The sequence below is a fragment of the Sorangium sp. So ce295 genome, from assembly GCF_051527405.1.
Classification (GTDB): domain Bacteria; phylum Myxococcota_A; class Polyangia; order Polyangiales; family Polyangiaceae; genus Sorangium; species Sorangium cellulosum_B.
The window spans coordinates 1,301,301-1,327,029 of sequence record NZ_CP150324.1; the positions used below are offsets into that span (position 1 = coordinate 1,301,301).

Annotated in this window: 19 protein-coding genes; 6 read left to right on the forward strand and 13 right to left on the reverse strand. The window is 70.6% G+C overall.

All coding sequences use genetic code 11. The features are described 5' to 3' along the window. Nucleotides 1-22: 22 nt before the first annotated feature. The 3 genes from WMF11_RS04860 to WMF11_RS04870 are packed head-to-tail and all read right to left on the reverse strand — an operon-like array spanning nt 23 to nt 3,749. Nucleotides 23-904 (reverse strand): UbiA family prenyltransferase, encoded by an 882-nt coding sequence (locus tag WMF11_RS04860; protein WP_437976596.1) that lies wholly within the window; start codon nt 902-904, stop codon nt 23-25. Further along, complete coding sequence (gene eboE / locus WMF11_RS04865; RefSeq protein ID WP_437976597.1) at nt 901-2,418, reverse strand: metabolite traffic protein EboE; 1,518 nt, start codon at nt 2,416-2,418, stop codon at nt 901-903. Before eboE ends, WMF11_RS04860 begins: the two co-directional genes overlap by 4 nt. Continuing rightward, the gene (locus tag WMF11_RS04870) at nt 2,415-3,749 is read right to left on the reverse strand and encodes a 3-dehydroquinate synthase (protein WP_437976598.1); all 1,335 of its coding nucleotides are present in this window, start codon (nt 3,747-3,749) and stop codon (nt 2,415-2,417) included. The genes eboE and WMF11_RS04870 overlap by 4 nt, the downstream gene beginning before the upstream one ends. A 283-nt stretch (nt 3,750-4,032) precedes the next feature. Between WMF11_RS04870 and WMF11_RS04875 the strand changes: the two genes are divergently transcribed. The 4 genes from WMF11_RS04875 to WMF11_RS04890 all read left to right on the forward strand — a co-directional run bounded on the left by WMF11_RS04875 (nt 4,033) and on the right by WMF11_RS04890 (nt 9,925). After that, nucleotides 4,033-4,644 (forward strand): polysaccharide biosynthesis/export family protein, encoded by a 612-nt coding sequence (locus tag WMF11_RS04875; RefSeq protein WP_437549740.1) that lies wholly within the window; start codon nt 4,033-4,035, stop codon nt 4,642-4,644. A 2-nt stretch (nt 4,645-4,646) separates the two neighbouring features. Further along, nucleotides 4,647-6,128: an oligosaccharide flippase family protein gene (locus WMF11_RS04880; protein ID WP_437976599.1), complete on the forward strand. Its 1,482-nt coding sequence runs from the start codon at nt 4,647-4,649 to the stop codon at nt 6,126-6,128. Between the two features lie 290 nt (nt 6,129-6,418). Continuing rightward, nucleotides 6,419-7,753 carry a nucleotide sugar dehydrogenase gene (locus WMF11_RS04885; RefSeq protein ID WP_437549742.1) on the forward strand — a complete coding sequence of 445 codons (1,335 nt, stop codon included), beginning with the start codon at nt 6,419-6,421 and terminating at the stop codon, nt 7,751-7,753. 477 nt (nt 7,754-8,230) lie between these two features. Next, nucleotides 8,231-9,925, forward strand: a complete 1,695-nt coding sequence (locus tag WMF11_RS04890; protein WP_437549743.1) for a SpoIIE family protein phosphatase — start codon at nt 8,231-8,233, stop codon at nt 9,923-9,925. Nucleotides 9,926-10,046: 121 nt separating this feature from the next. On the opposite strand, the gene WMF11_RS04895 is transcribed toward WMF11_RS04890, so the two are convergent. From WMF11_RS04895 to WMF11_RS04915, 5 genes are all read right to left on the reverse strand, one after another. Continuing rightward, nucleotides 10,047-11,480, reverse strand: coding sequence for a hypothetical protein (locus WMF11_RS04895; protein ID WP_437976600.1), 1,434 nt, complete (start codon nt 11,478-11,480; stop codon nt 10,047-10,049). A gap of 88 nt (nt 11,481-11,568) precedes the next feature. Then, nucleotides 11,569-13,428: a hypothetical protein gene (locus tag WMF11_RS04900; protein ID WP_437907220.1), complete on the reverse strand. Its 1,860-nt coding sequence runs from the start codon at nt 13,426-13,428 to the stop codon at nt 11,569-11,571. Next, complete coding sequence (locus tag WMF11_RS04905; RefSeq protein ID WP_437549746.1) at nt 13,421-14,977, reverse strand: GumC family protein; 1,557 nt, start codon at nt 14,975-14,977, stop codon at nt 13,421-13,423. The genes WMF11_RS04900 and WMF11_RS04905 overlap by 8 nt, the downstream gene beginning before the upstream one ends. A gap of 354 nt (nt 14,978-15,331) precedes the next feature. After that, entirely contained in the window at nt 15,332-15,631 is a 300-nt protein-coding gene (locus WMF11_RS04910) for an STAS domain-containing protein (protein WP_012233514.1), read from the reverse strand. Further along, nucleotides 15,628-16,215: an ATP-binding protein gene (locus WMF11_RS04915; protein WP_437327675.1), complete on the reverse strand. Its 588-nt coding sequence runs from the start codon at nt 16,213-16,215 to the stop codon at nt 15,628-15,630. The genes WMF11_RS04910 and WMF11_RS04915 overlap by 4 nt, the downstream gene beginning before the upstream one ends. A 65-nt stretch (nt 16,216-16,280) precedes the next feature. Here WMF11_RS04915 and WMF11_RS04920 point away from each other — a divergent pair, with 65 nt between their 5' ends. Continuing rightward, the gene (locus tag WMF11_RS04920) at nt 16,281-17,012 is read left to right on the forward strand and encodes a sugar transferase (RefSeq protein WP_012233516.1); all 732 of its coding nucleotides are present in this window, start codon (nt 16,281-16,283) and stop codon (nt 17,010-17,012) included. Nucleotides 17,013-17,086: 74 nt separating this feature from the next. On the opposite strand, the gene WMF11_RS04925 is transcribed toward WMF11_RS04920, so the two are convergent. The 5 genes from WMF11_RS04925 to WMF11_RS04945 form a co-directional block, all read right to left on the reverse strand. Next, the gene (locus tag WMF11_RS04925) at nt 17,087-18,463 is read right to left on the reverse strand and encodes an O-antigen ligase family protein (RefSeq protein WP_437976601.1); all 1,377 of its coding nucleotides are present in this window, start codon (nt 18,461-18,463) and stop codon (nt 17,087-17,089) included. Between the two features lie 116 nt (nt 18,464-18,579). Then, a complete protein-coding gene (locus tag WMF11_RS04930; RefSeq protein WP_437907222.1) occupies nt 18,580-19,545 on the reverse strand; it encodes a hypothetical protein in 966 nt (321 codons plus the stop codon). 125 nt (nt 19,546-19,670) lie between these two features. Beyond that, nucleotides 19,671-22,145, reverse strand: a complete 2,475-nt coding sequence (locus WMF11_RS04935; RefSeq protein ID WP_437976602.1) for a hypothetical protein — start codon at nt 22,143-22,145, stop codon at nt 19,671-19,673. Continuing rightward, the gene (locus WMF11_RS04940) at nt 22,142-23,152 is read right to left on the reverse strand and encodes an NAD-dependent epimerase/dehydratase family protein (RefSeq protein WP_437549750.1); all 1,011 of its coding nucleotides are present in this window, start codon (nt 23,150-23,152) and stop codon (nt 22,142-22,144) included. The genes WMF11_RS04935 and WMF11_RS04940 overlap by 4 nt, the downstream gene beginning before the upstream one ends. Beyond that, nucleotides 23,149-24,237, reverse strand: a complete 1,089-nt coding sequence (locus WMF11_RS04945; protein ID WP_437907224.1) for a Gfo/Idh/MocA family protein — start codon at nt 24,235-24,237, stop codon at nt 23,149-23,151. Before WMF11_RS04945 ends, WMF11_RS04940 begins: the two co-directional genes overlap by 4 nt. A 182-nt stretch (nt 24,238-24,419) precedes the next feature. On the opposite strand from WMF11_RS04945, the gene WMF11_RS04950 reads away from it, so the two are divergent. Continuing rightward, nucleotides 24,420-25,661: a glycosyltransferase gene (locus tag WMF11_RS04950; protein ID WP_437907225.1), complete on the forward strand. Its 1,242-nt coding sequence runs from the start codon at nt 24,420-24,422 to the stop codon at nt 25,659-25,661. Nucleotides 25,662-25,729 lie beyond the last annotated feature (68 nt).

Below are 25,729 nucleotides of genomic sequence, written 5' to 3' on the forward strand. Positions count from 1 at the left end.
GGATGTCCTTGTCCGCGCGCTCTCACGTCCCCCTCACCACACGCTGCATCGCCAGCGTCAGCGGAAATCCCAGTATCGCCAGCGCCGCCGCGCCGCCGGCGCCCGGCGCGCCGCTCCTCGCGATGAGCACGGCATCCAGCAGTGATATCCCTGCGATGAGCGTCACCACGGCGCGCGGGATCCGGTCCTTTCGCGTCCCGCGCAGCAACCTCACCGCGTGGATCACGCAGCCAGCGAGCGCCCCGTACGCGATCGTCCCCATCATCCCCGTGAGCGGCGCGCCGAGCGTCGCCATGAACGGGACCGCCATGAAGCCGAGGGCCCACAGGCTGCGCACCGCCAGCAGGTTCTCCTGCTTTGCGATCGCGGTCAGCCCGATCAAATAGAACAGCAGCGCCACCCCCCCGGCGATCACCGCGCTCCCGAGCTGCCCCCCCGCCGCGAACGCCGCCGTCACATAGACCAGCACGCGGCACGCCCCCATCAGCGCCGGGCTCAGCGGGTTCCCCTTGTGCCAGGCATCGTAAAGCACGATCGCCCCGGCGAGCAGCACGCTCGCCAGGGCGGGCGCCATCCCCCGGTTCGCCACATAGGCGTGGCCGCCCACGATCAGCACCCCCGCCCCGAGCAGGCCGTAGCCGACCGCGAACACCTCGCGGGCGCTCACAAGCCCGGATGGGATCGGCCGCTCGGGCCGCTCGCGCGCGTCGATCCCCCGGTCGAACGCGTCGTTCAGGAACATGCCGCCCACGTACATCAGCGACACCGCGAACCCTACAAGCGCCACCTCGAGCGCCCGCGGCGCAGACCCCGACAGGGCCATGCCACAGAGCACGTTCGTCCACACCGTGGGCAGGTTCGAGACGCGGCCGAGCCGCAGGTACACCCGTGCGCGCGAGCTCATCGCCCTGCCCCCGGTCGGTCGTCCGCTCGGCCACCGGAGCTCGCGCCGATTTCGCCGTCCGCTCGCCCAGCGGAGCTCGCGCCCACTTCGCGGCCACCACCGGCCTCGCGGCCACCCCCGACTCCACGGCTTGCGCCGAGGCCTTTGCCCTCGCCGACGCCTCTGCCCTCGCCGGCGCCCACGCTTCCGTTACCCACCATCCGCTCCTCCACCCAGCGGAGCTCCCTCGCCACCGCCTCGACCAGTCCGCCGCGTCGCTGGTCCTCCGGAAGTACATCCCAGGTGTAAGTCTCCACCTCGAGGTGCTGCGTCGCTGGCGAGTCTCGCAGGTGCGACAGCAGCGCCGCTAGCTCCGGCTGCGTCGTCGCGAGCGCGCCCTCGAGCTCCCGGAAGATCGGCACATGGAAATGGACTCGCCACTCCTCCGGCTGCGCCTCGGGTGGCGCTGCGGTCCCGCGGTCGAGCGCCGCCAGCGCCTCGGGCAGATCCAGGTATCGGACGAGCTCGCCCCCGCCCGGGCCCCCACGCCGCTCGACCACCTGGTGCAGGTAGACGATGTCCTCCGCGTACGCGCGCAGCCTCGCCATCGTCGCCGGCTCGCGTCCCGCCACGCGGGCGCGTAGCCCGGCGCTGAGCTGCACCTTGTGCACGCCGATGCCCGCCGCGCGGAGCGCCGCGAGCGACGCGGGGGCGTCCTCGAACTCCACCGCCATGTGGCACGCGTCGAAGCAGAGGCCGAGGTGGCTCCGGAGCGCCTCCTCCGCGTCCGGCAGGCTCATCCCGGCCAGCGCCGACAGCTCGCGCGCGCGCTCCGGCGCGAACACGTGATCGGTGAAGAAGCCGATCGCCTCGGGCGTCGTCTCTAGGAAGCAGCACGGCTCCGGCTCGAGGGCCAGCGCGATGTGCTTGCCCGTGCGGCGGCGGATCTCGACGAGGTGCGCCGCGTGCTCGACCAGCCGCCGCGCCACCGCCTCCGCGTCGCCCGGCGTGCGCACCCGCGGCCTGAACGCGCCGGGCACCGTGCTGACGCTTCCCATCAGGCCCTCGTCCGCCGGCAGCAGCTCGGCGAGGAGCGTCGCCAGGAGATCGCTGTACGCGAGCCGCTCCTCGTCGAGCCAGTCGGGCAGGTACACGCGCTCCTTCACCGGCGCGCCGTGGAACCGGCCGTAGGGGAAGCCGTTCAGCGTGAACACGTAGAGGCCGTTCCGCTCGAGAAAATCGCGGAACGCGTCGAGCTCCGCCGGCTCGGCGAGCTCCGCCGCCGCCCTCGCCGACAGCCGCAGCCCCACCCCGCACCGGCGGCGCGCGCTCGGCCCGAGGCCCTCCGCCCCGCTGCCGCCTCCGCCGCTTCCGGCGCCTCCTCCGTGCAACGCCCCTTCCTCCCCGCGGGCCGCGCGCGACCAGATCGCGAGCAGGTGCGTCTCGAGGCTCTGCTTCACCTCCGACCACGTCTCGCCCGCGTGGATGTTCGTGCAGTACGTGAGGTGCGGCGCGCCCGCGCACGCGAGCCTCATGATTGCGCCGCTCCCGTGACCGCGCTCGCCGCTCCCGTGGCCACGCCCGCCGCTCCCGTGGCCGCGCCCGTCGCTGCCGCGGCCACGCCCGTCGCTCCCGTGGCCGCGCCCGCCGCTCCCGTCGCGCCGATCGCCGCGAGCGCGCCCCGCCTCCCGGCGCGCTCGCGCAGCCGCGCGATCGCCGCGACGATGTGCCGCTCCTCCATCGCGTGCACCTCGCGGGCGCGCCCCACGTCCTCGAGCAACGTCACCGTGAGCTCCCCGCCGAGGTGCTCGCGGAACTCGTCCAGCCCATCGAGCACGCAGAGCCGCTCGCCCCGCTCCCCCCGCTCGCACGTGCGCGTCAGCGTGAGCGCGTCGTCCCACAGCGTGAAGCCGAGCGCCTCGAGCGCCGCCACCACCGCGGCCGCTGTCGTGTGGCTGCACAGGCCGGCCAGCTCGGCGTACAGCGTGTCGATCGCGATCCCGATCGCGACCGCCTCGCCGTGGCGGAGCCTGTGCTTCGTGAGCGACTCCAGCTTGTGCGCAGCCCAGTGCCCGAAGTCGAGGGGCCGCGCGCTCCCGAGCTCGAACGGGTCGCCCGCGCTCGCGATGTGGTGGAGGTGGATCTCCGCCGAGCGGCGCACGAGCTGCGCGAGCGGCGCGAGCGACCCCGACGCGAGCGCGGGCGCGTGCTCGGACAGCCACGAGAACAGCCGCGCGTCCCGGATCAGCGCGACCTTCACCGCCTCCGCCATCCCCGCCACCTTGTCGCGCAAGGGCAGCGTCTCCAGAAAGCGCGGATCGATGAGCACCGCGAACGGCGGGGCGAACGTGCCGAGCAGGTTCTTCTTCCCGAACGCGTTGACGCCGTTCTTCACGCCGACCCCGGAATCGGCCTGCGCGAGCACCGTGGTCGGGATCCGCACGACCCGGAGGCCTCGGTGCACCGTCGCCGCCGCGTAGCCGACCATGTCGAGCACCGCGCCGCCTCCGACGATCATCACGAACGACTGCCGATCCATCCCCAGCGCGTCGAGCCTCGCCTGCAGCGCCGCCGTCGCCGCGCCGTCGTTCTTCGCCGCCTCGCCGCCGGGCACCACGATCGGCTCGGCCGCGAGCGTGAGCAGGTCCGGCCGCGCGCCCACGTACCGCGCGATGTCGTCCGCCAGAGACGGCCACGCCGCGGCGACGCCACCGTCGATCACCGGCAGCACGCGGTGGCGCCGGCGCGGCTCCTTCGCGGCGATGGCGGCCGCCAGGTCGGCGTTGCTCGGCGAAAAGACGCCCTCCGTGAAGTAGACGGGGTACTCGAAGGGGACCGCGATCTGTTGCAGATGAAGCAGCATCAAAGCCGACTTTCGAGAGAGGTCATCGGTCCGTCAAGTTGGTTCCTCGCGAGGATCCCGCGTCTTGCCGCGGTACGAAAACTTCCCCTTGGCGGCGGACGGCCTTCCTGCAATGCTGGCGCCGCTCGGTGAATCGCGCCGCCGTACGGCCGAGTTCACCTCGTTCCCTGTGAACGCCCCGTGATCGCCCCTTGATCGCCGCGTGATCGCAACCCCGTACCGCCTGACATCCTCCTCAATGCAGACGCCCATGGAAGGCACAGCCCGTCCCACGAAACGGTCCTTCATGCGAGGAGTGCTTCTGACGGCAGCGGCAGGGCTCGCCCTCGCCGCGTTCTCCGCCGGGTGCGCGCCGACGTACATCTACAACCCCGCGAACTACGCGAAGGAGTACGACCCGCGTAAGCACGAATACACGATCGGGGTAGGGGACCAGATCCGGATCAACGTCTGGCGCATGGCCGACCTGTCGAGCGAGGCGCTCGTCCGGGCCGATGGCGTCATCACGATGCCGCTCATCGGCGACGTCTACGTGGCCGGCAGGACCCCGACCCAGGTGCGCGAGGAGCTGAAGAAGCGGCTCTCCGAGTTCGTGAAGGACGAGACGGCCGTGATCACCGTCGCCGTGACCGGGATCAACAGCTACCGGTTCGTGGTCAGCGGCAACGTCGCGCGCGCCGGCATCTTCGCCTCCAACTACTTCGTCTCCGTCTCCGAGGCGCTCGCGCTCGCCGGCGGTCCCAACCAGTTCGCCTCGACGGATCAGATCCTGCTCATCCGCATGGATAGCCCGGGCAAATTCCGGCACATCCCCATCAACTACGACGAAATCGCCTCGCGCAAGCGGCCCGAGCAGGACCTCGTGCTCAAGGCCGGCGATACCGTCTTCGTGCCCTGATCGTGGCCGGCTCCTCCGCGCTTGCCCGAAAGGCGGTCCTCGGCGCGGTCTGGACGATCGCGACCGGGCTCGGCTCGCGCGTGCTCGGCCTGATAGGCACCCTCGTGCTCACCCGGTTCATCGCGCCGGATGTGTACGGCGAGGTCTCGGCAGCGTCCGTCGTGATCATGACGGCGCACTTCATGTCGAGCCTCGGGACCGGCCAGTTCATCGCGTCGAGGCCCAACCTCGACCGCCAGATGGTCTTCAACGCGACCGTCTATTTCCACGTGGCGGGCCTCATCGCCATCGCCGCCGTGTACCTCCTCCGGGAGCCGATCGCGGTGCACCTCGTCGGCGCGCCCGGGATGCTCGAGTTCATGCCGGGGCTCATCGTCGCGATGCTCATCGATCGGCTCTGGTACGTCCCCGATCGCTTGCTCATCCGCGAGATGCGCTTCCGCAGCGTGAGCCTCCGGAACGCCGCCGGCGAGCTCACCTACACCGCGGCGTCCGTCTCCCTCGCCGTGCTCGGCTGGGGGGGAAACGCCATCGTGGTGGCGACGCTCCTGCGCGCCGTCGTGCGCGTCGTGACCACGGTCCCCGCGGTGAAGCTCTCCGAGTGGCTGACGCCGAGCCCGCTGTCGCGCGAGAAGGCGCGCGAGCTGTTCGCCTTCGGCATCCCGCTCAACTTCGGGTCGCTGGCGAACTTCGGGGCTTCCAAATGGGACAACCTCGTCATGATCCGCCTGTTCGGGGAGCAAGTCGGCGGGCTCTACAACCTCGCGTGGAACCTCGCCGACATCCCGGCCTCCCAGGTCGGCGAGCGCATCGGCGACGTGCTCGTCCCGTCGTTCGCGAAGCTCGAGCCGGAGCAGCGCAAGGCGGCGCTCGTCCGCGCGCTCACGCTGCTCGCCCTCGTCATCTTCCCGCTCGCCGTGGGCCTCGGCGCGGTCGCCCCGACGATCCTGAACGACACGTTCTTCAACGAGGCATGGGAGCCGGCCGGCCCGCTCCTCGCCGTGCTGTCCGCGCTCGGCGTCACGCGCCCGATCGGCTGGGTCCTGTCCTCGTACATGCAGGTCTACGGCCGGACGCGGACGATCATGGTCCTGGAGTGGCTCAAGGTGGCCGCGATCGTCGGCAGCATCGCGCTGCTCGGAACGATGGGCGGCGTCCTCTGGGCCTGCGCCGGCGTCGGCGTCGCGTTCGGGGTGCACGCCCTGGCGAGCCTCTGGGTGGTCAAGCGCGCCGATGGCGTCCCGTACCTGCGGCTCCTGCGCCCGCTGGTCCGCCCGCTCGTCGCGTGCCTGCCCATGGTCGCCGCGGTGCTCGCCGTTCGCTACGGCATGCGGTCGCTCCACGACCTGCCCCGCGGGTGCCGCCTTGGCGCCGAGGTGGTGGTCGGCGGGCTCGCCTTCGTCGCCGCCGCGCTGGTGATCGCGCGACAGGCATCGCGGGACTTCCTCCAGCTCGCACGCGAAGCGGTCCGCCGCCGTCGTTAAGGCGTTTCCTGAATGTCACCGACCGGCGTGACGAGCGAAGCGCGCGCAGCGAGCGGGATGAGTGCGGTGAGAGCAACACGCGTAACGAGCGTGGCCAGCGTAACGAGCGTGACGAGCGTGCGTAATGAGCGTGCGGATCGCAACGAGGAGCACCTTTCCCCTCCGAAGGTTGGGGCCCCACGCGACACTCGAGCGAAATTGAAGGGCCTGTGGTAGCGTCGGGCCCCTCTCTTCGAAACTGGGTCGGGATCCGCATGGCGGCTCCCGTCCACCACTGGAGATAAAAGGAAATGGCAGAGACGCATCCCCCTGCGGTCGAGAGCTTCCTGGCCAAGATCAACTCCCGCGAAGCCCAGGTGGGCATCATCGGCATGGGTTATGTCGGCCTGCCGCTGGCGCTCACGTTCATCGAGAAGGGCTTCCGCGTGCTGGGCTTCGACGTGGACCCGGCGAAGGTCACCGCGCTCAGCGAGGGGAAGGGCTACATCAAGCACCTCGATCCCGCGCGCATCGCGGCGGCAGCCAAGACGGGCCGATTGGAGGCGACGACGGACTTCTCGCGGCTCGGCGAGCCCGACGCCATCCTGATCTGCGTTCCGACCCCGCTGACGGCCCAGCGGGAGCCCGACATGAGCTACGTCGTCGGCTCCGCCCAGAAGATCAAGGAGCGGCTTCGGAAGGGGCAGCTCATCGTCCTCGAGTCCACCACGTATCCCGGCACGACCGATGAGCTCGTGAAGGGCATCCTCGAGCAATCGGGCCTGCGCATGGGGCAGGATTTCTACCTCGCCTTCTCGCCCGAGCGCGAGGACCCGGGCAACCGCGATCACAGCACCGCGACCATCCCGAAGGTCGTCGGCGGCGTCGATCGCGCGTCGCTGGTCCTCTCGCAGGCGCTCTACTCGCAGGCGATTGCGCGCGTCGTGGCCGTCTCCTCGGCGCGCGCGGCCGAGGCGGCGAAGCTGACCGAGAACATCTTCCGGGCCATCAACATCGCCCTCGTGAACGAGCTCAAGGTCGTCTACGACGCCATGGGCATCGACGTCTGGGAGGTGCTCGACGCCGCGTCGACCAAGCCGTTCGGCTTCATGCGGTTCAACCCCGGCCCGGGCTGGGGCGGCCACTGCATCCCGCTCGACCCGTTCTACCTCGCGTGGAAGGCGCGCGAGTACGGCGTGTCCACCAAGTTCATCGAGCTCGCCGGCGAGGTGAACGTCGAGATGCCGCACTACGTCGTCAACAAGCTCCAGCTCGCGCTGAACGAGCGCGGCAAGGCGCTGAAGGGCACGAAGGTCCTGCTGCTCGGCGTCGCCTACAAGAAGGACATCGACGACCCGCGCGAGAGCCCCGCGTTCGAGATCATCGAGCTCCTGCGCAAGCTCGGGGCCGTGCTGAGCTTCCATGACCCGCACGTGCCCAAGCTGCCGCGCATGCGCACCTGGCCGCATCTGCCGGAGCTCTCGTCCGTCCCCCTCAACGAGGACACGCTCAAGAGCCACGACGCGGTCATGATCGTCACCGACCACTCCGTGGTCGACTACGATCTGGTGCTGAACCACGCCGCCCTGATCGTCGACGCCCGTGGCGTCTATCGCGCGGCGAACCCCAAGGTGGTCAAGGCCTGACGGAGGGCGAGGGCGCCCCGAGCGGCGCGGGCAGGCGTCGCATGCCAGCGCGGCGGTCCTGGTGACCAGGCATCCAGCGGCGGCGTCCTTGCCGCGTCGCCGCTGGCCCCGTGGCGTGTCGCTCAACTCCCGCGCTGTGGGCGGCGCGCCGCGGGCATCGCCGTGGCGCCCACGCCACGGCGCCGGCGCCGTGGCGGAGCTCCCGGGTGACTCCTCGGCAACCGCGAGGGGCTCCGCGCGTCCTCGCGACCTCGTAGCCGCGTCACCTTGTATCCGCGTATCCTCGTCACCACGTATCCTCGTGACCCCGTAGCGCCGTAACCCGGTAACCCCGTAACCCCGTAACACCGTCACCGATGCAGCTCTTGCCGAGCTCGCGAAATCGCGAGCATCCCCTTGATGTCAGGGCGCCGGTTCGGTACCCATCGAAGACGGTCCATGTCCACGCCGCCGCCCATGGTCGGGCCAGGTCGAACGATGTCGCCTGCAGATGACAGCCTGGGCCCTGCGCCGTCGAGCTCGGATTGGAAGGGCCACCTGGAGATCCGGCTCGGCGATCTCCCGGGGACGCGACGGCCGCTGACGGAGTCCCACATCGTCATCGGCAGGGCGCCTGGCGTGCAGCTCACGCTCGACCACTACACGGTCTCCCGGCGCCACGCGGAGCTCTTCTGCGATCCGTTCGGCCGGTGGTGGATCCGCGACCTCGGCAGCACCAACGGAACGCTCGTCAATGACGAGCGGATCAACGAGAAGGTGCTGAAGCCGGGCGATCGCATCGGGATCGGCGACTACATCCTCGAGTTCCAGCTCACGGCGCGGGCCCCTCGCGTGCCGATCGACCCGGGCGGCCTCCATTTCGAGGAGGACAAACCGACCGCGATCCGCAAGCTCGGCGAGCTCGACCCGCCGCGGATCGCGGCGAAGCACCTGTTCACCCTGATGGACCTGTCGCGGCGGCTCCTCAGCATCGAGGACGCGACGGATCGGTTCGACGCGCTCTGCCAGCTGATGGTCCGCGAGGACTTCCACGGCAGCATGGCGCTCGCGCTGCGGCTCCGGCAGAACGGCGCGCTGACGATCCTGTCCGGGCCGCACCGCCCGTTCCAGTCGCTCCGGCGCGAGGACTCCGTCGCCCCGCCGTACATCTCGCGCCGCGTGCTCGCGGCGGTGCAGGACACGCGCGAGCCGGTGCTGGCCGGCAACCTGGTGAGCGACAGCGCCACGGTCGAGCTCACGATGTCGCGCGACGTCATGGCCCTCTGGGTCGTGGCCTGTCCGCTGCGCGTCGAGGAGCAGATGATGAACCTGCTCTACGTGACCCTGCCGCCCGACTTCGGCAGCGTCGAGTGGCTCGGGCTCATCGCGCTCGCGGCGGAGGTCTATCAGCAGGCCGAGTCGGCCTGGGAGGCCCGGCGCCACGCGCAGGCGCACGCGGCGATCGAGCGCGAGCTCGAGATGGCGCACCAGATCCAGCGGACCTTCGTCCCGAAGCGGCTGGAGTTCAAGGCGCTGGACGTGGCGCTCGGCTTCGAGCCGTGCCGGTGGGTCGGGGGCGACTACGTGGACATCGTCCCGATGCCGGACGGCCGCATCATGCTCGCCGTGGCGGACGTCTGCGGCAAGGGGCTCCAGGCCGCGCTCATCGGCTCGAGCGTCCACACGATGGTGCGCGCGACGGTCGACGCCGGCCGCGGGATCACGGGGATGATGGACCGGCTGAACGCCTACCTCTGCGAGTACCTGCCGGAGCACTCGTTCGTCACGATGGTGGCCGTCGCCCTCGACCCCGCGACGGGCCGCATGGAGTGCGTCAACGCAGGGCACCCGCCGGCGCTGGTGGCGACCGCGGAGGGCGGCCTGCGGCACCTCCAGGCGGCCGTCAACCCGGCGCTCGGGGTCGGCCTGGTGCCGATGGAGGCGCACCAGAGCGTGCTCGCGCCGGGCGAGGTGCTCGCGATGTACACCGACGGGCTCACCGAGCTGCGCAACTCGTCGAAGCAGATGCTCGGCCTGCACGCGCTCGGCACGGGCTTCGCCAAGCTCTGCGCCACCAGCGCTGGCCGCCCGGTCGCGTCGATCGCCGACAAGCTCACGCACATGCTCGAGGAGTTCCGCGGCGACCAGCTGCCCGAGGACGACAGGGCCTTCCTCCTCGCGCGGCGCACCTGAGCGCGCCGCTGGCGACGGTCCGGCGAGACCCCCGAGCGCGCTGCTGACGGCAGCCCGGCGAAACCTCTGAGCGCGCCAAGCGCGGGTTTCCGGCTCCGCTGGGGAGCGCGCCCCGTCGCGCTCAGCGAGCGGCGTCGCTCGTGCCGGAAGACGTGGGCGCCTCGCCCTCCAGCGGCTCGCTCGGCGTCTCCTGGCGGCGTGTCGCACCGGAAGGGCCTGCAGAGCCGAAGGGCTGGGTCATCAAGATGCGCGAGCCCGGCACCGCCTGCCGCGGGAACGCGCCCGACACGGTCAGGAGGAGCGTGTTCCGGACGACGCGTGTGTCGGGGAGCTTCTCCGTCCTCCCCTCGATCTCCACCGTCCTCCCCTCGGTGCGCTGGTTCCCGTGCTGGTACCGGAGCGCGAGCGCGAAGTCCGGGATGATGATGACGGGGCTCCAGAGCAGCGCGACGTCGGTGAGCACCGCGATCGTGGTCGGCCCCGTGTCGAGGTCTCCCTCCGCGTTCGGCTCGAGGGGCTGAGCGAGCTGCGCGCCGGCCGAGCCCTCGACCGACAGGTGCCAGGCGGGGCGGACGGGCACGGCGGCGCGGAGCGTCAGCATATGGGAGAGCTGGATCTGCTGCAGGAAGACGTTCGGCGTGGCCGAATAGGCGTACGCGAGCTCGGCCGCCTCGCCCCGCTCGTGCGTGTAGCGCAGCGCCGCGAGCCCGGCGGGACGCGCGAGCGACCCAGCGCCGTCCTTCAGGTCCGTCGCGACGACCCCGCCGACGTCGAGCTGGCTCGAGAAGCGGCGCCCGAGGTCGTGCTGCCAGCTTGCCACGAGCGTGCTGACGAGCTGGTCGCGCGACGCATACGTGACCGCGGTCGTGGGATCGGCGTCGACGTTGTCGAAATGGGTGTAGCCGACCGAGAGCGCGAGGGACGCGGCGTCGTGGCGGAAGGTGCGCTGCGCCGTCAGCGTGTTCGCCGCGCTGTACGTGCGCTGCGGGCGATCCCGGAGCGGGTTGTAGACGGCGAACGTCGCGGCCTGCCCGAGCGACCAGACCGGCGAGGGCTGGAACGAGAACCCCTCGTTGAACGACCCCTGCACGAAGTTCGTCGTCCCGCCCTCGGTGCCCTGGAGCGTCGTGGTCCCCGGCGTCTGCTCGAGCTGGAACGTGTTGAGCTGGCCTTGCGACCCGGACGCCCCGAGCGTCAGCGAGGTCCTCGGCGACGTGACGAAGCGGCCGGTCCACGCGGCCACGTTCGAGTACGAGCTCGCCTCCGAGCGCCGGAAGAAGAGGCTCGTCGAGAACGTGTAGGACAGCGTCTGCGCGGTCCGCGGCGTCGTGTAGGTGAAGATCAGGCCGGGGCTCACGGTCGCGAGGCCGTCGGCCTGGGGACCGGCCTGGGGCTCGGCCTCGGGCTCGGGCTCGGCCGCGGAGGTCACGTTGTCGGTGACGCCGATCGACCCGGTGAAGACGCCGTGGAGGGTTGCGTCCTGCGCCCGGGCGCCGTGGTGGGTGAGGATCGCGCAGCCGAAGGCCGCGACCGCAATACCTCGTCCGGAGCGCATGAGGGCTGCAAGGTAACAATGGAGCCGGCGCTCGGCTACGCCTCCCCGACCTTTCGGCGCAAGGAGGTGAGCGCCGCGCGCCGGCCGTTCAGGCGTCGAGGAGGACGACACCGAGGATGGGCGCCGGCCGGAGCTGCTCGATGGCCTGGCGGATCGCCTTGCGGGTCGACTTCTTGACCAGCGAGGTCAGGACCACGCCGTCCACCGAGTCGCCGATGACGTTCAGGTCCATGCTGCCGAGCACCGGCGGCGTGTCGATGATGATGTACGAGTAGCCCGCGCGCTTGAGGCTCTCGATCGCGGTCGAGAACGCCACCCCGTCGAAGATCGGCGGCCGCTCCGTGCGCGGATCGACGGCCAGGATGTGGACGGGCGTCTGGAGGGCGAGCCTCGCGTCGGGCGACCTGCCGCCCATCGGCGCGGCGTTCCTGTCCGACGACGTCTCGCCGCCGTCGTCGCCCGGCGTCACGGCGGGCGCCGCCTGATCGACGACGACCCAGGGCGCGAACCGGTCGTTGACGTGGCGCTGGAGCTGCTCCGTGAAGCAGCTCGGGGGCTCGAACCGCAGCGCCTTCGCGATGCCGGGCTTGCGGATGTTCGCCTCGACGAGGAGGATCTTCCCGCGGACGGTCTCGCGGAGCGCGAGCGCGAGGTTGATGGCGCACGACGTCTTGCCCTCGCCGGGCCCGGCGCTCGTCACCGCGATGGTGATCCCCGTGCCCGTCGGCAGCTTGCGCCGGAGCGTCCGGTACGCGTCGGCCTGGGGCGAGTAGGGCGCGCGGAGCATCACGATGTTCGGATCCACGGCGTCCGGCATCGGCACGGGGCGCACGGTGATCTCGCCCGGGCCGCGCAGCGACTCCTCCGGGAGCAACCCGGCGTTCTCCGGCGTGGTGGGCAGGGAGCGCAGCTGCTCGATGTGCAGCGACGGCGGCTCCTCGAACGTCGGATCCAGCGACTGCAGCTTCGCGTCCACGGCCTGGTGCGCCGGGGTCGACACCACGCGGTTGAAGATCAGGGAGGGCGGCGAGCTGAACGTGCTGGTGAGCGAGCGATCGATCGGCCGCTCGGGCGGCGGCTGCTGCTGCGGCGGCGGCTGATGCGGCTGCGGCACCTCGCGCACCGTCACCTCGCGCGTCGCGGGCGGCACCACGCGATCGAAGACGAGCGAAGGCGGCGAGGGGAACGCGCCGCTGAACGATCGCTCGATGGACGGCGCTCCCCCCGGGGGCGCCGACGCGTCCCGGACCCCCACGTCGCGCGATGGCGAGGCGATGACCCGCTCGATCGGCACCGGCAGCGCCGGCGAGCTGCCCGGCCTCCCGCCGCTCGACACGAGCCCAGGGCTGCTCAGCGTCGCGCTCAGATCGACGACGCGCGCGATCGCGGGGGATGAGCCTTGCCGCTCGGGGCCGGGCGGCAGCGCCGGCGCGGGCATGCCGAGCACCGTCGCGGTGCCCGGATGCGCGCGGTGCTCGCCGTGGTCGGCCGCGGGACCCCCGAGGAAGAGCGCCGTCGCTGGCGACGGCCCCCTGAGCGGCTGCTGCGCGCCGGGGTGAGCCCCCGGCGCCTGCGCGGCGCCGAGGCGCAGCCCCATCGCCTGCGGGTGCTGCGGCGGCGGGGGCAGATCTTGCCGGATGGTCGGCGAGTCGAACGCGGCGCTCGGGTCGTCCTGGCTGGAGCTCGGGCGCTCCGCCGAGACGACGTCCTCCGCGTCGTTCGCGAGGCGCAGGACGCGGGCGATCATCTCCTCGCGTACGTCCGGATCCGGCGCGATCGAGCGCCAGTTGCCGACCACGTTGCGGAGCCGGCGCGCCTCGATGACGAGGGCGCGGACCCGCGCGGTCTGCTCCGCGCGACTCAGGAAATCGCAGACCTGATCGAGCGCCCGCTCGAGGGAAGCGACCGGCGGGGGCTTTCCCGGCTCAGCTCCGCCTGTCTCAGCCACGGCGCCCTCGGGGCGCGCGCGCGGCGGGCGGTACGACGACGAGCACCGGAGCGAGGGCCATTCGATCGATATCTTCCATGTCGTAAACCCGATCGTCGAACACGATGCCACGCGCCGCGGCGGCCGCGATGCCGGCCGCAACGGACAAGAACAGCCCGCCGATGGCGATGATCAACCGCGACGGGCTCGACGGTGCGCTCGGCCGGTACGCCGGGTCGAGCACCTCGATCTGCGCCGAGTAGCCGCCCTGCTCCGAGCTCGCGGCGATCTCCGCGCGGAACGACTTGCCCTCGAGGTCGGAGAGGCGCTGCTGCGCGCGCGCCTTCTCGCGGCTGAGCCGCGACCAGTCGGTCTCGGTGTTGATGATCTGCTTCGCCGCCTCGCTCGCGTCGGCCGCGTTGCCCTTCTTCGCGCCCCTGCGCGCCGCGATCTCCCGCTCGAGAGCCGCGAGCTGGGACTTGATCTTCGCCTTCTCGGCCTCGTCGGTCGCGGGGACCTCCACCACCGGCTCCGGCGGCAGGACGAGCGCCTGCTCGGCGCGCCGCAGCGCCGCCTCGGCGTTGGTCACGCGGGCCGCCGCCGCCCGGACGTCGGGGTGCTGCTCGGTGAAGCGGGACTGCTTGTCGGCCAGATCCCGCCGCGCGGTGGCGAGCTCCTGCTCGGCCTGATCCCGCTGCCGGGTGAGCGCGGGGGAGGGCACCCCGGCGGCGCTCACCGCCGGCTGCTCCGGCTTGCCGGTGAGCCGGCTGCGCAGGCGGGGCACCTGCCGCTCGAGCGCCTCGAGCGTCGGGTCGGTCCCGGTGGCGCGCCGCTCTCGCTCGCGGATGGCGGCGCCGCCCTGCGCGCCGCCGGGCGAGTTCTGCTCGGCGGCGAACTCGGGGTGCTCGGCCAGGAACGCCGCGAGCTCGGTCTCGGCCTTCTCGACGTCCTGCTCGGCGCGCTTCAGCTCGGCGTCGAGGAACTCGTTCGTCAGCTTCGCCTGCGACCTGCGCATGCGGGTCGTCTCCTCGACGAGGATGTCCGCGAGCCGCTGCGTCACCTCCTGCGCCTGCTCGCGCGTCTCTCCTTCGGCCGAGATCGCGAACGTGTCCTGCGAGCGGGCCTTGAAGGTGATCTTGGCGCGGAGCCGATCGACCGCGTCGACCATGCCCCGCTTCTCGAGGACGTCGGGGAAGAGGTTGAACTCCGTCACGACCTTCTCGAGGTTCGAGCGCGCGAGCAGCGTCTCCTTGAGCCGCGCGGAGAGGGTGCGGAGCGGGTCGGGCCCGTCGGGCCCGAGGTACGTCGCCTTGACGCCCTCGCGGTAGAAGATCACGGTCTCGGAGCGGTACGCGGGCTTCCTCGACTGCACGACGAGCACCGTGAACCCGAGCCCCGCGATCGCGACCAGCACCGCCACGTACCAGTGCGCCAGCGTCCGGTTGATCATCGCGCTGACGCTGGGCGGCTGCGGACCTGCAGGCCGCGCCGCTGCGTCGGCGGGGATCGCCCCGAGCGCCTCCTGGGGCGGGGTAGGCCCGGGGAGCTGCTGGTTCATCTTCTTGTCCATGGTCCCCGCTCCTCGAAGGTTGCCTTGCTCCGCCCGATCCGGAGGACGCGCACCCCGGTCTGGCAGGCTGGTTGGCTATGGTAGACGTGCGACGCGCGAGCGCCAGCTTGTTGCACTCGGCCGTGCCCGCCGCGTGCCCGCCGCGTGCCCGCCGCGCGCAACCCCACGCCTAACACGCCCCCAGTACGCGCAGCACGCGGAACCAGCGCCGCGACGACGGAGGGGCACCGTCCGGGCGACTCCAGCCGCTCAGCGCCGTCCGCGCGACACTCGCCGCGGGGCGCTGCCACCGCAGCCGTTGTCGACGGCTGGGCCGAGGGGCCGGGGTGGCGGCGCGCGCGCCGCCACCGAGCGTCACGTGGGGAACACCCGATCGAGGCGCAGCAGGCGGAAGATCGCGCGCGGCTGATCCCTCAGCCCGACGATGCGCACCTGGCCGCCGTTGGCCCGTACCCGCTTGAACAGCGAGACGATGACGCCGACGCCCGAGCTGTCGATCAGCCGGAGGGACGAGAGCTCGAGCGTGATGTTCTGCCGGTTCTCGGCCACCAGCTCGTCCACCAATGTCCTGAACTCCGGTGCGGTCACTGCGTCGAGGGTCCCCTCGAACTGCACGACCGTCTCACTGCCGTTATCGGTCCGCGTATAACTCATTGGATTTTGATTCCCCCTGCGGCGCGGGTCGCGCCCGAACGGGAGACGCTCCGCATTCGAAAACTGCTCGTCCGATGCCCTGTCGCCCCGGCGAAATCGGCGTCGGAATGCTCTTGTTCGCTGCTGCCTTCACCCCCGTCGCCGGCAATACACGAGCTGCCCTCCCTCCGTTTCACAAGACGGAGGACATTCGGACTGCCGGGACAGTAGTCGACCTCATCCATGAACGACTTGATGATGAAGAGCCCCATCCCGGACTCGGGGAGGTCGTCGATGGGAGGGTTGTCGATGGCCGCGGGATCGAAGCTGCATCCCGTGTCCATCAAACGGATGATGATGCCGTCCGCGTCGGATTCGATCTCGATGTCGACGTCGCCCGGCGGGCCAGCGCGGTATCCGTGAATCGCGATGTTGTTGAACGCCTCGCCGAACGCCGAGACGGTCTGGTCCTCGAAATCCTCCTGGGTGAGGCCGGGCGACCCGCCCTCGACCCTCCCAGGCGCGGCCATCTTGCATGCGGCCGCCACCACGCGGAGGGCGAGGTGGCGATAGGTCAACGAACCTGGTACGCGGAGTCGGATCACGCCCAAACCTCCATCCGAGCTTGTACCCTACCACGTTCTCGACTATGGGAGCCACAAGGTAAACAGTGACACCTGGCGTTCGTGTAGCGAAACGTGCGATCGACATCGCGGGCTCGCTCGTGGGTCTCACGCTGACCCTCCCGCTCTACCCTCTCATCGGCGCGGCCATCTACCTCGAGTCGCCCGGGCCGATCTTCTACATGCAGCGCCGTGCCGGGATGCTCATCGGTACGGAAGTACGGGATGGCGTGGCCTACCCGCGGTTCGTCGAATTCCACATGCGCAAGTTTCGTTCCATGCGTGTGGATGCCGAGAAATTGACGGGGGCCGTGCTCGCCCAGCAGGACGACCCGCGCATCACCCGGGTCGGCCGCTTCCTGCGCAAGACGCGCCTCGATGAGATCCCGCAGTTCTGGAGCGTGCTCATGGGCGACATGAGCATCGTGGGGCCGCGCCCCGAGCGCCCCGAGTTGCTCGTCAACCTCGCGCTCGCCATTCCCTTCTTCGAGGAGCGGATGCGCGACATCAAGCCGGGCATCACGGGGCTCGCGCAGGTGTCGCTCGGGTATACCGGACGCGCCCCGGCGGAGAGCGAGGTCGCCGCGTTCGAGGCGACGCTGACGAACCCGTTCGGCCTCGAGGAGGCGGAGGGGGCCGAGGCCGACGACATGCGGATGAAGCTGCTCTTCGATCTCGCGTACGCCGCGTCGCTCGAGAAGCTCTCGACGTTCCTGCAGATGGAGCTCTCGATCATCGTGAAGACGCCGCTCGTGATGGTCCTCGGCCTCGGGCGCTGAGCGGGCGCCGCGCCTCCGGACCCCGGCGCCATTGCGCTCTCTCCGCTGAACCGGGGCCGCTTCCCGCGGCTCCGCTAGCCCCTCTTGCTGAGCACGACGATCACGAGCACCAGGGCGAGGTCAGCCAGGATGAGCCGGTAGACGTCGCGCTTCTCGAGCCGGATCGAGAAGTTCGGATCGACGCTCCTGATGGCGGAATACAGCGCTCCCGCCAGGCCGAAGTAGATCCAGAGCACGTAGTGGTAGGTGAACGAGAGGAAGAAGATCCCGACCATCATCCCGCAGAACCCGGCCATGATCGCCATGGACCAGGCGCGGATCATCGCGAACTGGGCGCCGTGCTCGTACCGCTTGAGCGCGACCAGCGAGATCTTGAGGGTGAGGTAGATCATCGCCGTCCACGCGAACATCCCGAGCGGGCCGAGCTCCGAGAGCGCGAGCAGGTACGCGTTGTGCGCGGTGAGCCAGTGGTGCTCCGTGAACTGGCGGTAGCCCGCGCCCATCAGCGGGAACATCCGGTAGATAATCAGGCCCTCGCCCAGGATCTCCGTGCGCTCGTTCGCCGACTCATCCGCCTCGCCGCCGCCGCGGCCGCCGAGGAGCATGAGCGGCGCCGCGCAGACCGCGCCGAAGATCGCGCCGCGGATGCCGTACTTCTTGACGAAGTAGACGCCCAGCACCGTCGCGAAGACGAGCTGGCCGCCCCGGGACTGCGTGAGGATGATCGCGGTCGCGATCAGGAGGAGCGAGCCGAAGACCAGGAGCGCGCGCGTGAAGGAGCGCTTCTGCTCGAACATCGCGAAGCTGAACGGCAGCACGATGCCCGCCGTGAGCGCGAGCTCGTTCGGATCCTGGAGCACGCCGCGCCAGCGCACGCGGCCGTTGATCGTCGACGTCTTGAAGAGGCCGACGCGCTCGCACAGGTACTCGACCTCGGGATCGGCGCCCGGCCCCTCGCGGCAGTCCACGCGGAGCTCGCAGGACCGGCCGTCGGGGATGCCGGCCTCGCCGCGCGAACCTCCGATGGTCTGCGTCATCGCCAGGCACTGAAACGAGGAGAACCCCTGGTGGATCGCGACGCCCGCCACGAAGAGGCCCATGATGAGCACCGTGGCGGCGAGCTTCTGGAACCCTTTGAAGCCGTCGGGGCTGTGCCCGATCAGGAAGAAGAGGACGAACGTCACGCTGATCGAGACGAACCCCCCGGTGAACTCGGCGGGGTTCCGGATGCCGAGCGTGAGCACGCACCAGAAGTAGACGACGATGGCCCACCGGAGCTGCGGGGTCGCCTTCAGCCTGACCTTGCCCATGGCGAGATCGAGGCCCATGCCCATGAAGGCGAGGCCGAGCCAGAGGTACAGGAACGGCAGGCTCTCGAAGCGCTCGTCCCACTCCTGAGGCCTGCCGTAGATGAAGACGATGAGAAGGATGACCCCGGGGAGCGCGAGCATGTCGAGGGTCCTCGGCGGAGACGCCGTTCGGGTGGTGGGGGACGTTCCGGAGGATCGCGGCTCGCGTCAAGCGACTTGCGCTCGCTCCCTCCGGCGTGGTTGCCGGGCCCTCGAGCCTACGTGCTGAGGCCCACGCGGCGCACGGCCTGGTTCAGGAACGGGACGAACTCATCCGCGGCCCTCGCGTTGCCCGCGCTCGAGGGGTGGTGGTCGGTGTTCCCCTCCGAGCCGTGCAGGGAGAAGTTGGACTCGCCCTTGTTCGTGAGCACGTCGTAGTAGTCGAAGACGACGACGTTCTTCTCCGGATAGCCGCTGAGCCAGCCGTCGGGCGACTTGACCCAGTTGTTGAACGAGCGGGCGAGATCCGCCTGGCGCTGCGCGATCTCGGCGTCGGAGGGCTTCCCGAGGAGCCGCTTCGCGGTCCACTTCCAGGCGGGGTCCTTCGAGCGTTTGAGGATGTTGGCGGGGGCGGTGACGTAGACGAACAGCGTGTCCTTCCGCTTCGCGAGGTCGGGCAGGATGGACGCCAGCGTGGCCTTCGCGTTCCAGACGGTGAGCTCCGGGCCGGCCGGGTTGCCGGGGGCGGAGCCCTCGCCGACGAAGCGGTTGTTGGGATAACAGGACTTGAAGACGACGATCCGGTTCACCACGCCGTCCGGGTGCATCTGGTCGTTCAGCGCGACCCGGAGCACCTTGTCCATCTTGTCGCGGAACTTGGGCGCCCAGTCGAAGAGGTCGGTGTTCTCGCCGATCTCGCTGCCGTAGGAGGCCTCGTGGACGCGGTAACCCTGCTCTGTGAGCTTCCTCTTGAGCCCGCCTCCGTTCGGGTGCGCCTCGTAGACGCACGACGCCTTCTCCTTCTCGGCGCCCGTCTCCGTGAGGAGCTGGCCGCCGCACGAGTGGTGGATGAACAGGAGATCCAGCGGGGCATCGGGCCGGGCGCTCGCGAAGCCGGACAGGTCGAGCGAGCCGGCCTTCGCGATGGGGCCGGTCGCGGCCGGCGCCGTGCCCTCGATGGGGATGAACAGGGCGCCCAGCGCGACGAGGAATGCGCCGGCAGAGACGAGTCGCTTCTTGCTCATGGCATCTCCGTACAGGACGTGGGCAAAGAGAGTGGATTATCGCAGCGCGCCACGCCGAGGACAAGCGGGCGCGGACGGCGTCATCGTCGCGTTTGCCGTTGCTGTTGCCGTTTGCGACACGGCGCTCAGAAGGTGAGGACGCCGCCCTCGTCGGCCTTGGCGGCGGAGCCGGCGCGGATCGTGATCTCGTCGCCGCCGCCCGCGGGCTTCCTGATCACGTCGTAGGACGCGCCGGGGGAGAGCCCCGTGACGACGTGCTTCGCCACGCCAGGGAGCGAGGTGAACTGCACCTCGGACACGGCGCCCAGATCGACCGGGAACAGGACCAGCGTGCCCTTCACCGCCGCGCCGGCGAACGGCGTCCCGCGCTTCGTGCGCACGAGCGTCACCGGATCCGCCGTCGCGTTGCCGGCCGCGCCCTGGAGCACGTGCAGGAAGCGCGTGTCCTTCGGCATCGGGGCCGGCGGCTCGACCCGCAGGGTCGCGAGCATCTGCTCGTTCTCGGCCGGCTTGGTCTCCCAGGAGCCCGTCGGCTTGTACGGCTCGGCCACCATGACGGCGCTCTCCGGCAGGAGCGTGGTCACGAAGAGCTTCTGCCCCTTCGCGGTCGTGGCCGTCGCGAGCTTCCCCGCGACCTGCGCCGCGCTCGGCGTCTGCACGAAGAAGCGCTTGAAGCGCCCCTCCTTGCCCGTGGCGGCGCGGTCGTAGAGCACGAGGTGGTCCGGCTTGAGCCACACGAGCGCGCGGCTGACGTGCGTGACGTCGCGGATGTTCTCGTACTCGGAGTTGTAGAGCGGGGTCGCGTCGCCGAGGACGTAGACGTAGTCCTGCGCGAAGCTCTTCGCGAGCACCCTGGGATCGCCCGTGTGCACGAGCGGCCACTGGGACCCGCGCCGCCAGAGCTCGCCGCGGTTCGGGTCGTCGTGGCGGCGGTTCTTGTCGTTCTCGACCGTGAGGGTGTTGTGCTGATCGGAGCTCGCCATGAAGGCGCCGTACCCGACGCGCTCCTTCGTGAGCCACTCGCCGCCGCGGTAGAAGCCGAAGCTGAGGCCGTCGCCGTGCTGGTGGTCGATCTGCTCCCAGCCGAGCTGGAAGTGGAGCCACGTGGCCTCGGGCCCCCAGCTCGTCCTCGCGAAGACCTGGCCGAGGCCGGGGCCGTAGTGCGTGAGCGGGACGGAGGGGCGCGGGTCGGTCGGGGTGACCGCCGGGTCGAGCAGGAGGAAGTACATGATCGAGTGGCGCTTGTGGACCTGGCCGAGCTGCGAGCGGGCGCGCCGCGCGAGGGCGGCGGCGCCCCCCGGGCCGGCGTGGATGGCCATCCAGCGGAGCGCGTTCAGGCGCTCGGCGTTGCCGCTGTTCTCGGCGTGGAGGCCGAGCGCCGCGAACGGGTCGATGTGATCCGTGTACTCGTAGCGCTCCCCGTCGCCCGTCCACGCGGCCTGGTGGGTCGGCCCGATCCGGCCCGCCGGCGTGGCGGGGCTCAGGCTGTGGAGGTGGGCCGGGATGAACTCGTGCCAGAACGGGTTGCCGTCGAGGTGCACCTGCGGGCCCCACTTCGCCGGATCGGCCTCGCCGGCCGTCTGGATGGCGAGCAGCGTCTCGCTCACGTAGGCCAGCGTCGCGGGGCCGTACTGGAAGCCCTCCGGCGGCGCGCCGCCGCGCGCGTCGTTCCGCAGGAGGCTGTCGGTCATGTAGAGCCACGCCCCGGCGACGTTGGCGAAGTAGTCCCTGAGCCGCGGGTAGGTGCCGCTCGGCTTCGGATCCGGCGGATCGTCGGCCTCGTCGAACGCGAGCGACAGGAGCGTCAGGTTGCGCATGTGCGACGTGAAGTAGTTGTTCAGGGCGTACCTGCGCTTCTTCGGCTCCTTCAGCATCGCCGGGTCGTTCAGCTTGCCCACGGGCTCGGGGTGAGCGTGGCTCGTCGTCGACGACTTCAGCTGCTCCTCCGCCCAGCGGAGGAAGACGGGCCGTATCGCCGCCTTGTCCTGGGCCGAGAGGTACCCGTAGATCCAGTCGACCGTGAGGCCGAACGACTCTCCGGCCCAGCGGGCGCGGTCGCCGGTCGAGAACCTGCGGACGAAGGGATCTTGCGGATCCCCCTTGTTCACGCGGTCGACGATGTAGAGCAGGATCTTGCGCGCGCGGGCGGCGTGGTCGTTGCGGGCCGCTTCGTCGCTCGAGACGAGCGACATGAAGGCGAACAGCTCCGCGTGCGCCTCGCAGTAGGTGCGGGCGTGGGTGCAGTCGCCCTCCGAGGGGATGTTGCCCTTGTCCATCGCCGCCGCGGCCTCGGCCGCCACGGCGGCGAGCTCCTTGAACAGGGGGTTCGCCTGCGTGGCGCGCGCCCGGAGCTTCGGCAGATCGGCCGCGCGCACCCAGAGCCGGGGGTGCCCCTTGGCCGGCGTGGCCGGCGGCGCGGCCGGCGCGTCGAAGCGCGGCGCCTCGACCGCGAGGGCGGCGGTGGCGGACTGGGTGCCCGCGCCGCTGTGGACCGCCGGGGGCCCCGGGGTCTGCCGCCGCTCGCAGCCGGCGAGGAGACCCGCGAGGCCGAACGCGAGCCCGAGCGACGCGAGCGACGCGAGCGACGGCCGACCCGTCATGTCGCGCGTTCCTTGAGGTACGTGAACGTCCGCTGGAGGCCCTCCTCCGTGGAGACCAGCTGCTTCCACCCGAGCGCCTTCAGCTTCGTGTTGTCGAACCGGTTGCCCTTCCACGAGGTCGCGCTCTTGTACGGCGTGAAGATGGCGGGCAGCTGCCCCTTCGAGTAGGCATGGTAGCGCTCGACGAGCTTCGATATCCCGGTGAGGGCGAAGTAGGGCACCGTGAGCGAGCGGATCGGCTTCACCTCGCGCTTGTAGCGGGCGAGGTAGACGTCGGCCGTGGGCAGGTCGTCGTCGTGGACGTTGTAGACCTGCCCCCGCGCGACCTCGCTGCGGCCGGCGACGGCGATCGCCTCCGCGCAGTTCTCGACGTACGAGAGCGGGAGGATGTTGCGGCCGCCGAGGTGCAGGAACACGCCGAAGAGGCTCATCCCGACGCGGCTGGAGAAGGCGTTGCCGCCGGGGCCGTAGATGACGCCGGGGCGGAGCACCGTCAGCGGGAAGCCGTAGCGCCCCTGGTACTCCCAGAAGAGCTTCTCCTGCCGGAGCTTCGCCTGCGAGTAGAGATCGCGCTGCGCGGGCCGCGTCTCCAGGGGCGTGTTCTCGTCGACGATGTACCCCCGCGGGAGGTCGGCGACGCCGTAGACGCCGAAGGAGCTGACCAGGACGACGCGCGGCGAACGGCCGGTGTGGACGAGCGCCTCGAGCAGGTTCTTCGAGGCGACGACGGTGCTCAGGAACATGTCCGCGGGCGCGCCGCCCATGGCCGCGGCCACGTGGTAGACGACGTCCACGCCCTCGACCGCGCGCTCCGCGGCCTCCTTCGTGGCGAGGGAGCCCACCGCGATGTCGAGGGGGACGCCCCGCCGCTTCTCGATCTCCTCGAGCCGCGAGCGGTTGCTCGCGGGGCGGACGAGGCAGCGAAGATCGGTCTCGCCGTGGGCGAGCAGCCGGTCGACGAGGGCCGATCCGAGGAAGCCGTTCGAGCCGGTGACAAGGACTTTCATGTGCGCGCCTTCTCCTGCGGGACCTGCCGGAAGATCTCATCCATCATCGACGCGACCCGGATCATGTCCCGGTACGAGATGGGCAGCTCCGCGCCCCGCGTGATGCTGTCGTAGAAGAGGCCGATCAGGCGGTTCAGCCCCGAGAAGAAGTGGAAGTCGCTGCGGGCGAACCGCACCACGTTCTTGCCCCCCTCGCGGAGGTACGAGAGGGCCTGATCGAAGGCCGGGACGACGCGCCCGATGGCGCTCGGGAGCTTCGGCGACGCGTCGAGGGTGACCGTGCGGCTCGTGAAGTCGACGTGGAGCGTGTTCTTCGTGCCGTAGACGCGGAGGAAGTGCCCGGGCGGCCGCGCGTGCGACGAGAAGGTCCCGTAGGCGCTGACGCGCGCGCCCTGCACCGTGACGCGGAGCTCGTCGAGCATGTCGTCGCGCGAGTCGCCGAACCGCTTCTCCCGGAGCGCGTAGGCCGTCGCGGTGACCTTCGGCTGCTCGTCGTCCACGAACTCGACGATCTTGTTCAGCAGGTGATCGACGTTGTTGTGGAACAGCTTGCCCGGGAGGCGATGGACCCAGTGCGAGCCGTCGCCGAGGAGCGCCGCGCCGAAGGGGCCGGCGAGGTTGTAGCCGAAGCAGCTCTCCACGTGGACGGGATCGCCGATCACGCCGTCGCCGACGAGCCTGCGCATCTCGACGGCCGGGGGATCGAACTGGTACTCCCAGCCGACGGTCATCTTCTTCCCGGCGGCGGTGCAGAGCTCGATGAGGCGCCGCACGTCCGCGAGGTTCAGCGCAGTCGGCTTCTCCACGTAGACGTGGGCGCCGGCCTCGATGGCGCGCCGGGCGAGGAACAGGTGCGACTGCGGAGGGGTGGTGATGTGGACGACGTCGGGCTTCTCGACGTCGAGCAATCGGTCGAACGAGTCGTAGTGGCTCGGGATGCCGTAGCGCACCGCGATCTGCTCGGCCATCAGGAGCTCCAGGTCGCATACGGCGACGACCCGAGCCCGCTCCGGCATCTTCTGGATCTCTTCTATGTGGCCGTCGGCGATCTTGCCGCAGCCGACGATCGCGATTTTGAGGGTCATGCGGCGGCGGAGCGTACCGCAACGTGGCAGCCGAGAGCTAGGCTCTCGGCCGGCCCGCGGTCAGGAGCGTGGACGCGTCCACGCTCCTGACCGCGCGCGGGGACGGGCGAGGAGGAGCTTGATGACGGTCGCGGCGGCCTCGGGTAGGCTGCGCGGCGCAGCATAAAGAAGGGTGGTGATTCGTGCGCGTGCTCCATGTTCTTCATACGTCGCTGCCTGTCATTGCGGGGTACACGATCCGCAGCGACTACATCATCAAGCACCAGGCCGAGCACGGGATGCGGCCGGCGGTGGTGACGTCGGCGCAGCAGGGGTCCGGGGATGCGCTGAAGGACGAGATCGGCGGCATCTCGTACTGGCGGACGCGCGAGCCAACCGGCAAGAAGCTGCCGCTGGTCAGGGAGCTCCAGCTCGTGCGGGCGCTGGAGGCGCGCGTCGAGGACGCGATCCGGGAGTTTCAGCCCGATCTCGTGCACGCGCACTCGCCGATGCTCGTCGGCCTGCCGGCGCTCGCGGCGGCGCGCCGCTTCGGGCTGCCGCTCGTCTACGAGGTGCGCGACCTCTGGGAGAACGCCTCCGTCGACCGGGGCAAATTCAAAGAGGACTCGGCGCCTTACAAGGTCGCCGCCGGCCTCGAGACGATCGTCTACAAGTACGCTGACGCGACGGTGACGATCTGCGAGGCGCTGAAGGGCGCTGTCGCGCCGCGGGTGCGCAGCACGGACGCGCTCCACGTCGTGGGCAACGGCGTCGACTCGGACAAGTTCGCGCCTCGGGAGGCCCCGCCCGGCGCCTGGGAGCGCTTCGGGCTCGCGGGGAAGAAGCTCATCGGCTACGTCGGCACCTTCCAGCCGTACGAGGGGCTCCAGACGCTCATCGCGGCGATCGGCGACATCGCGCGGGAGATCCCGGACGCGCACGTCGTGATCACCGGGGCCGGCGGCCAGGAGATGGAGCTCAAGGCGTTCGCCCGCGAGCGAGGGGTGGAGTCCAAGGTGACCTTCACCGGGCGGGTGCCGCACGACGAGGTGTTCAACATCTACGCGATGGCGAGCCTGCTCGTGTATCCCCGCATCCGGACCCGCACGACCGAGCTCACGACGCCGCTGAAGCCGCTCGAGGCGATGTCCATGGCCCGGCCCGTGATGGTGAGCGACGTCGCGGCCATGGGGGAGCTCGTCCGTTACGGCGAGACCGGGTTCGTCTTCAAGGCGGGCGACAGCGCCGACCTCACGAGGCGGTGTGTCGAGGCGCTCAAGGACCCGGCGCGCCTCGAGCAGGTCGGCAAGAACGCGCGGGCGTGGATCCTCAAGGAGCGGCAGTGGCCCACGCTGCTCTCGCGGTACGAGACCATCTACGAGCAGGCGATCGCCGTGCGGCGCGGACAGGGCAAGTCGCGCGTCGGCGAGCCGCGCGTGGCGTGAAGGGCGGCGACGCCGGCCCGGGCTTCCCACGGCCGACGGCCAGCGTCGCTGCCGCGTGAGCGTCGCGA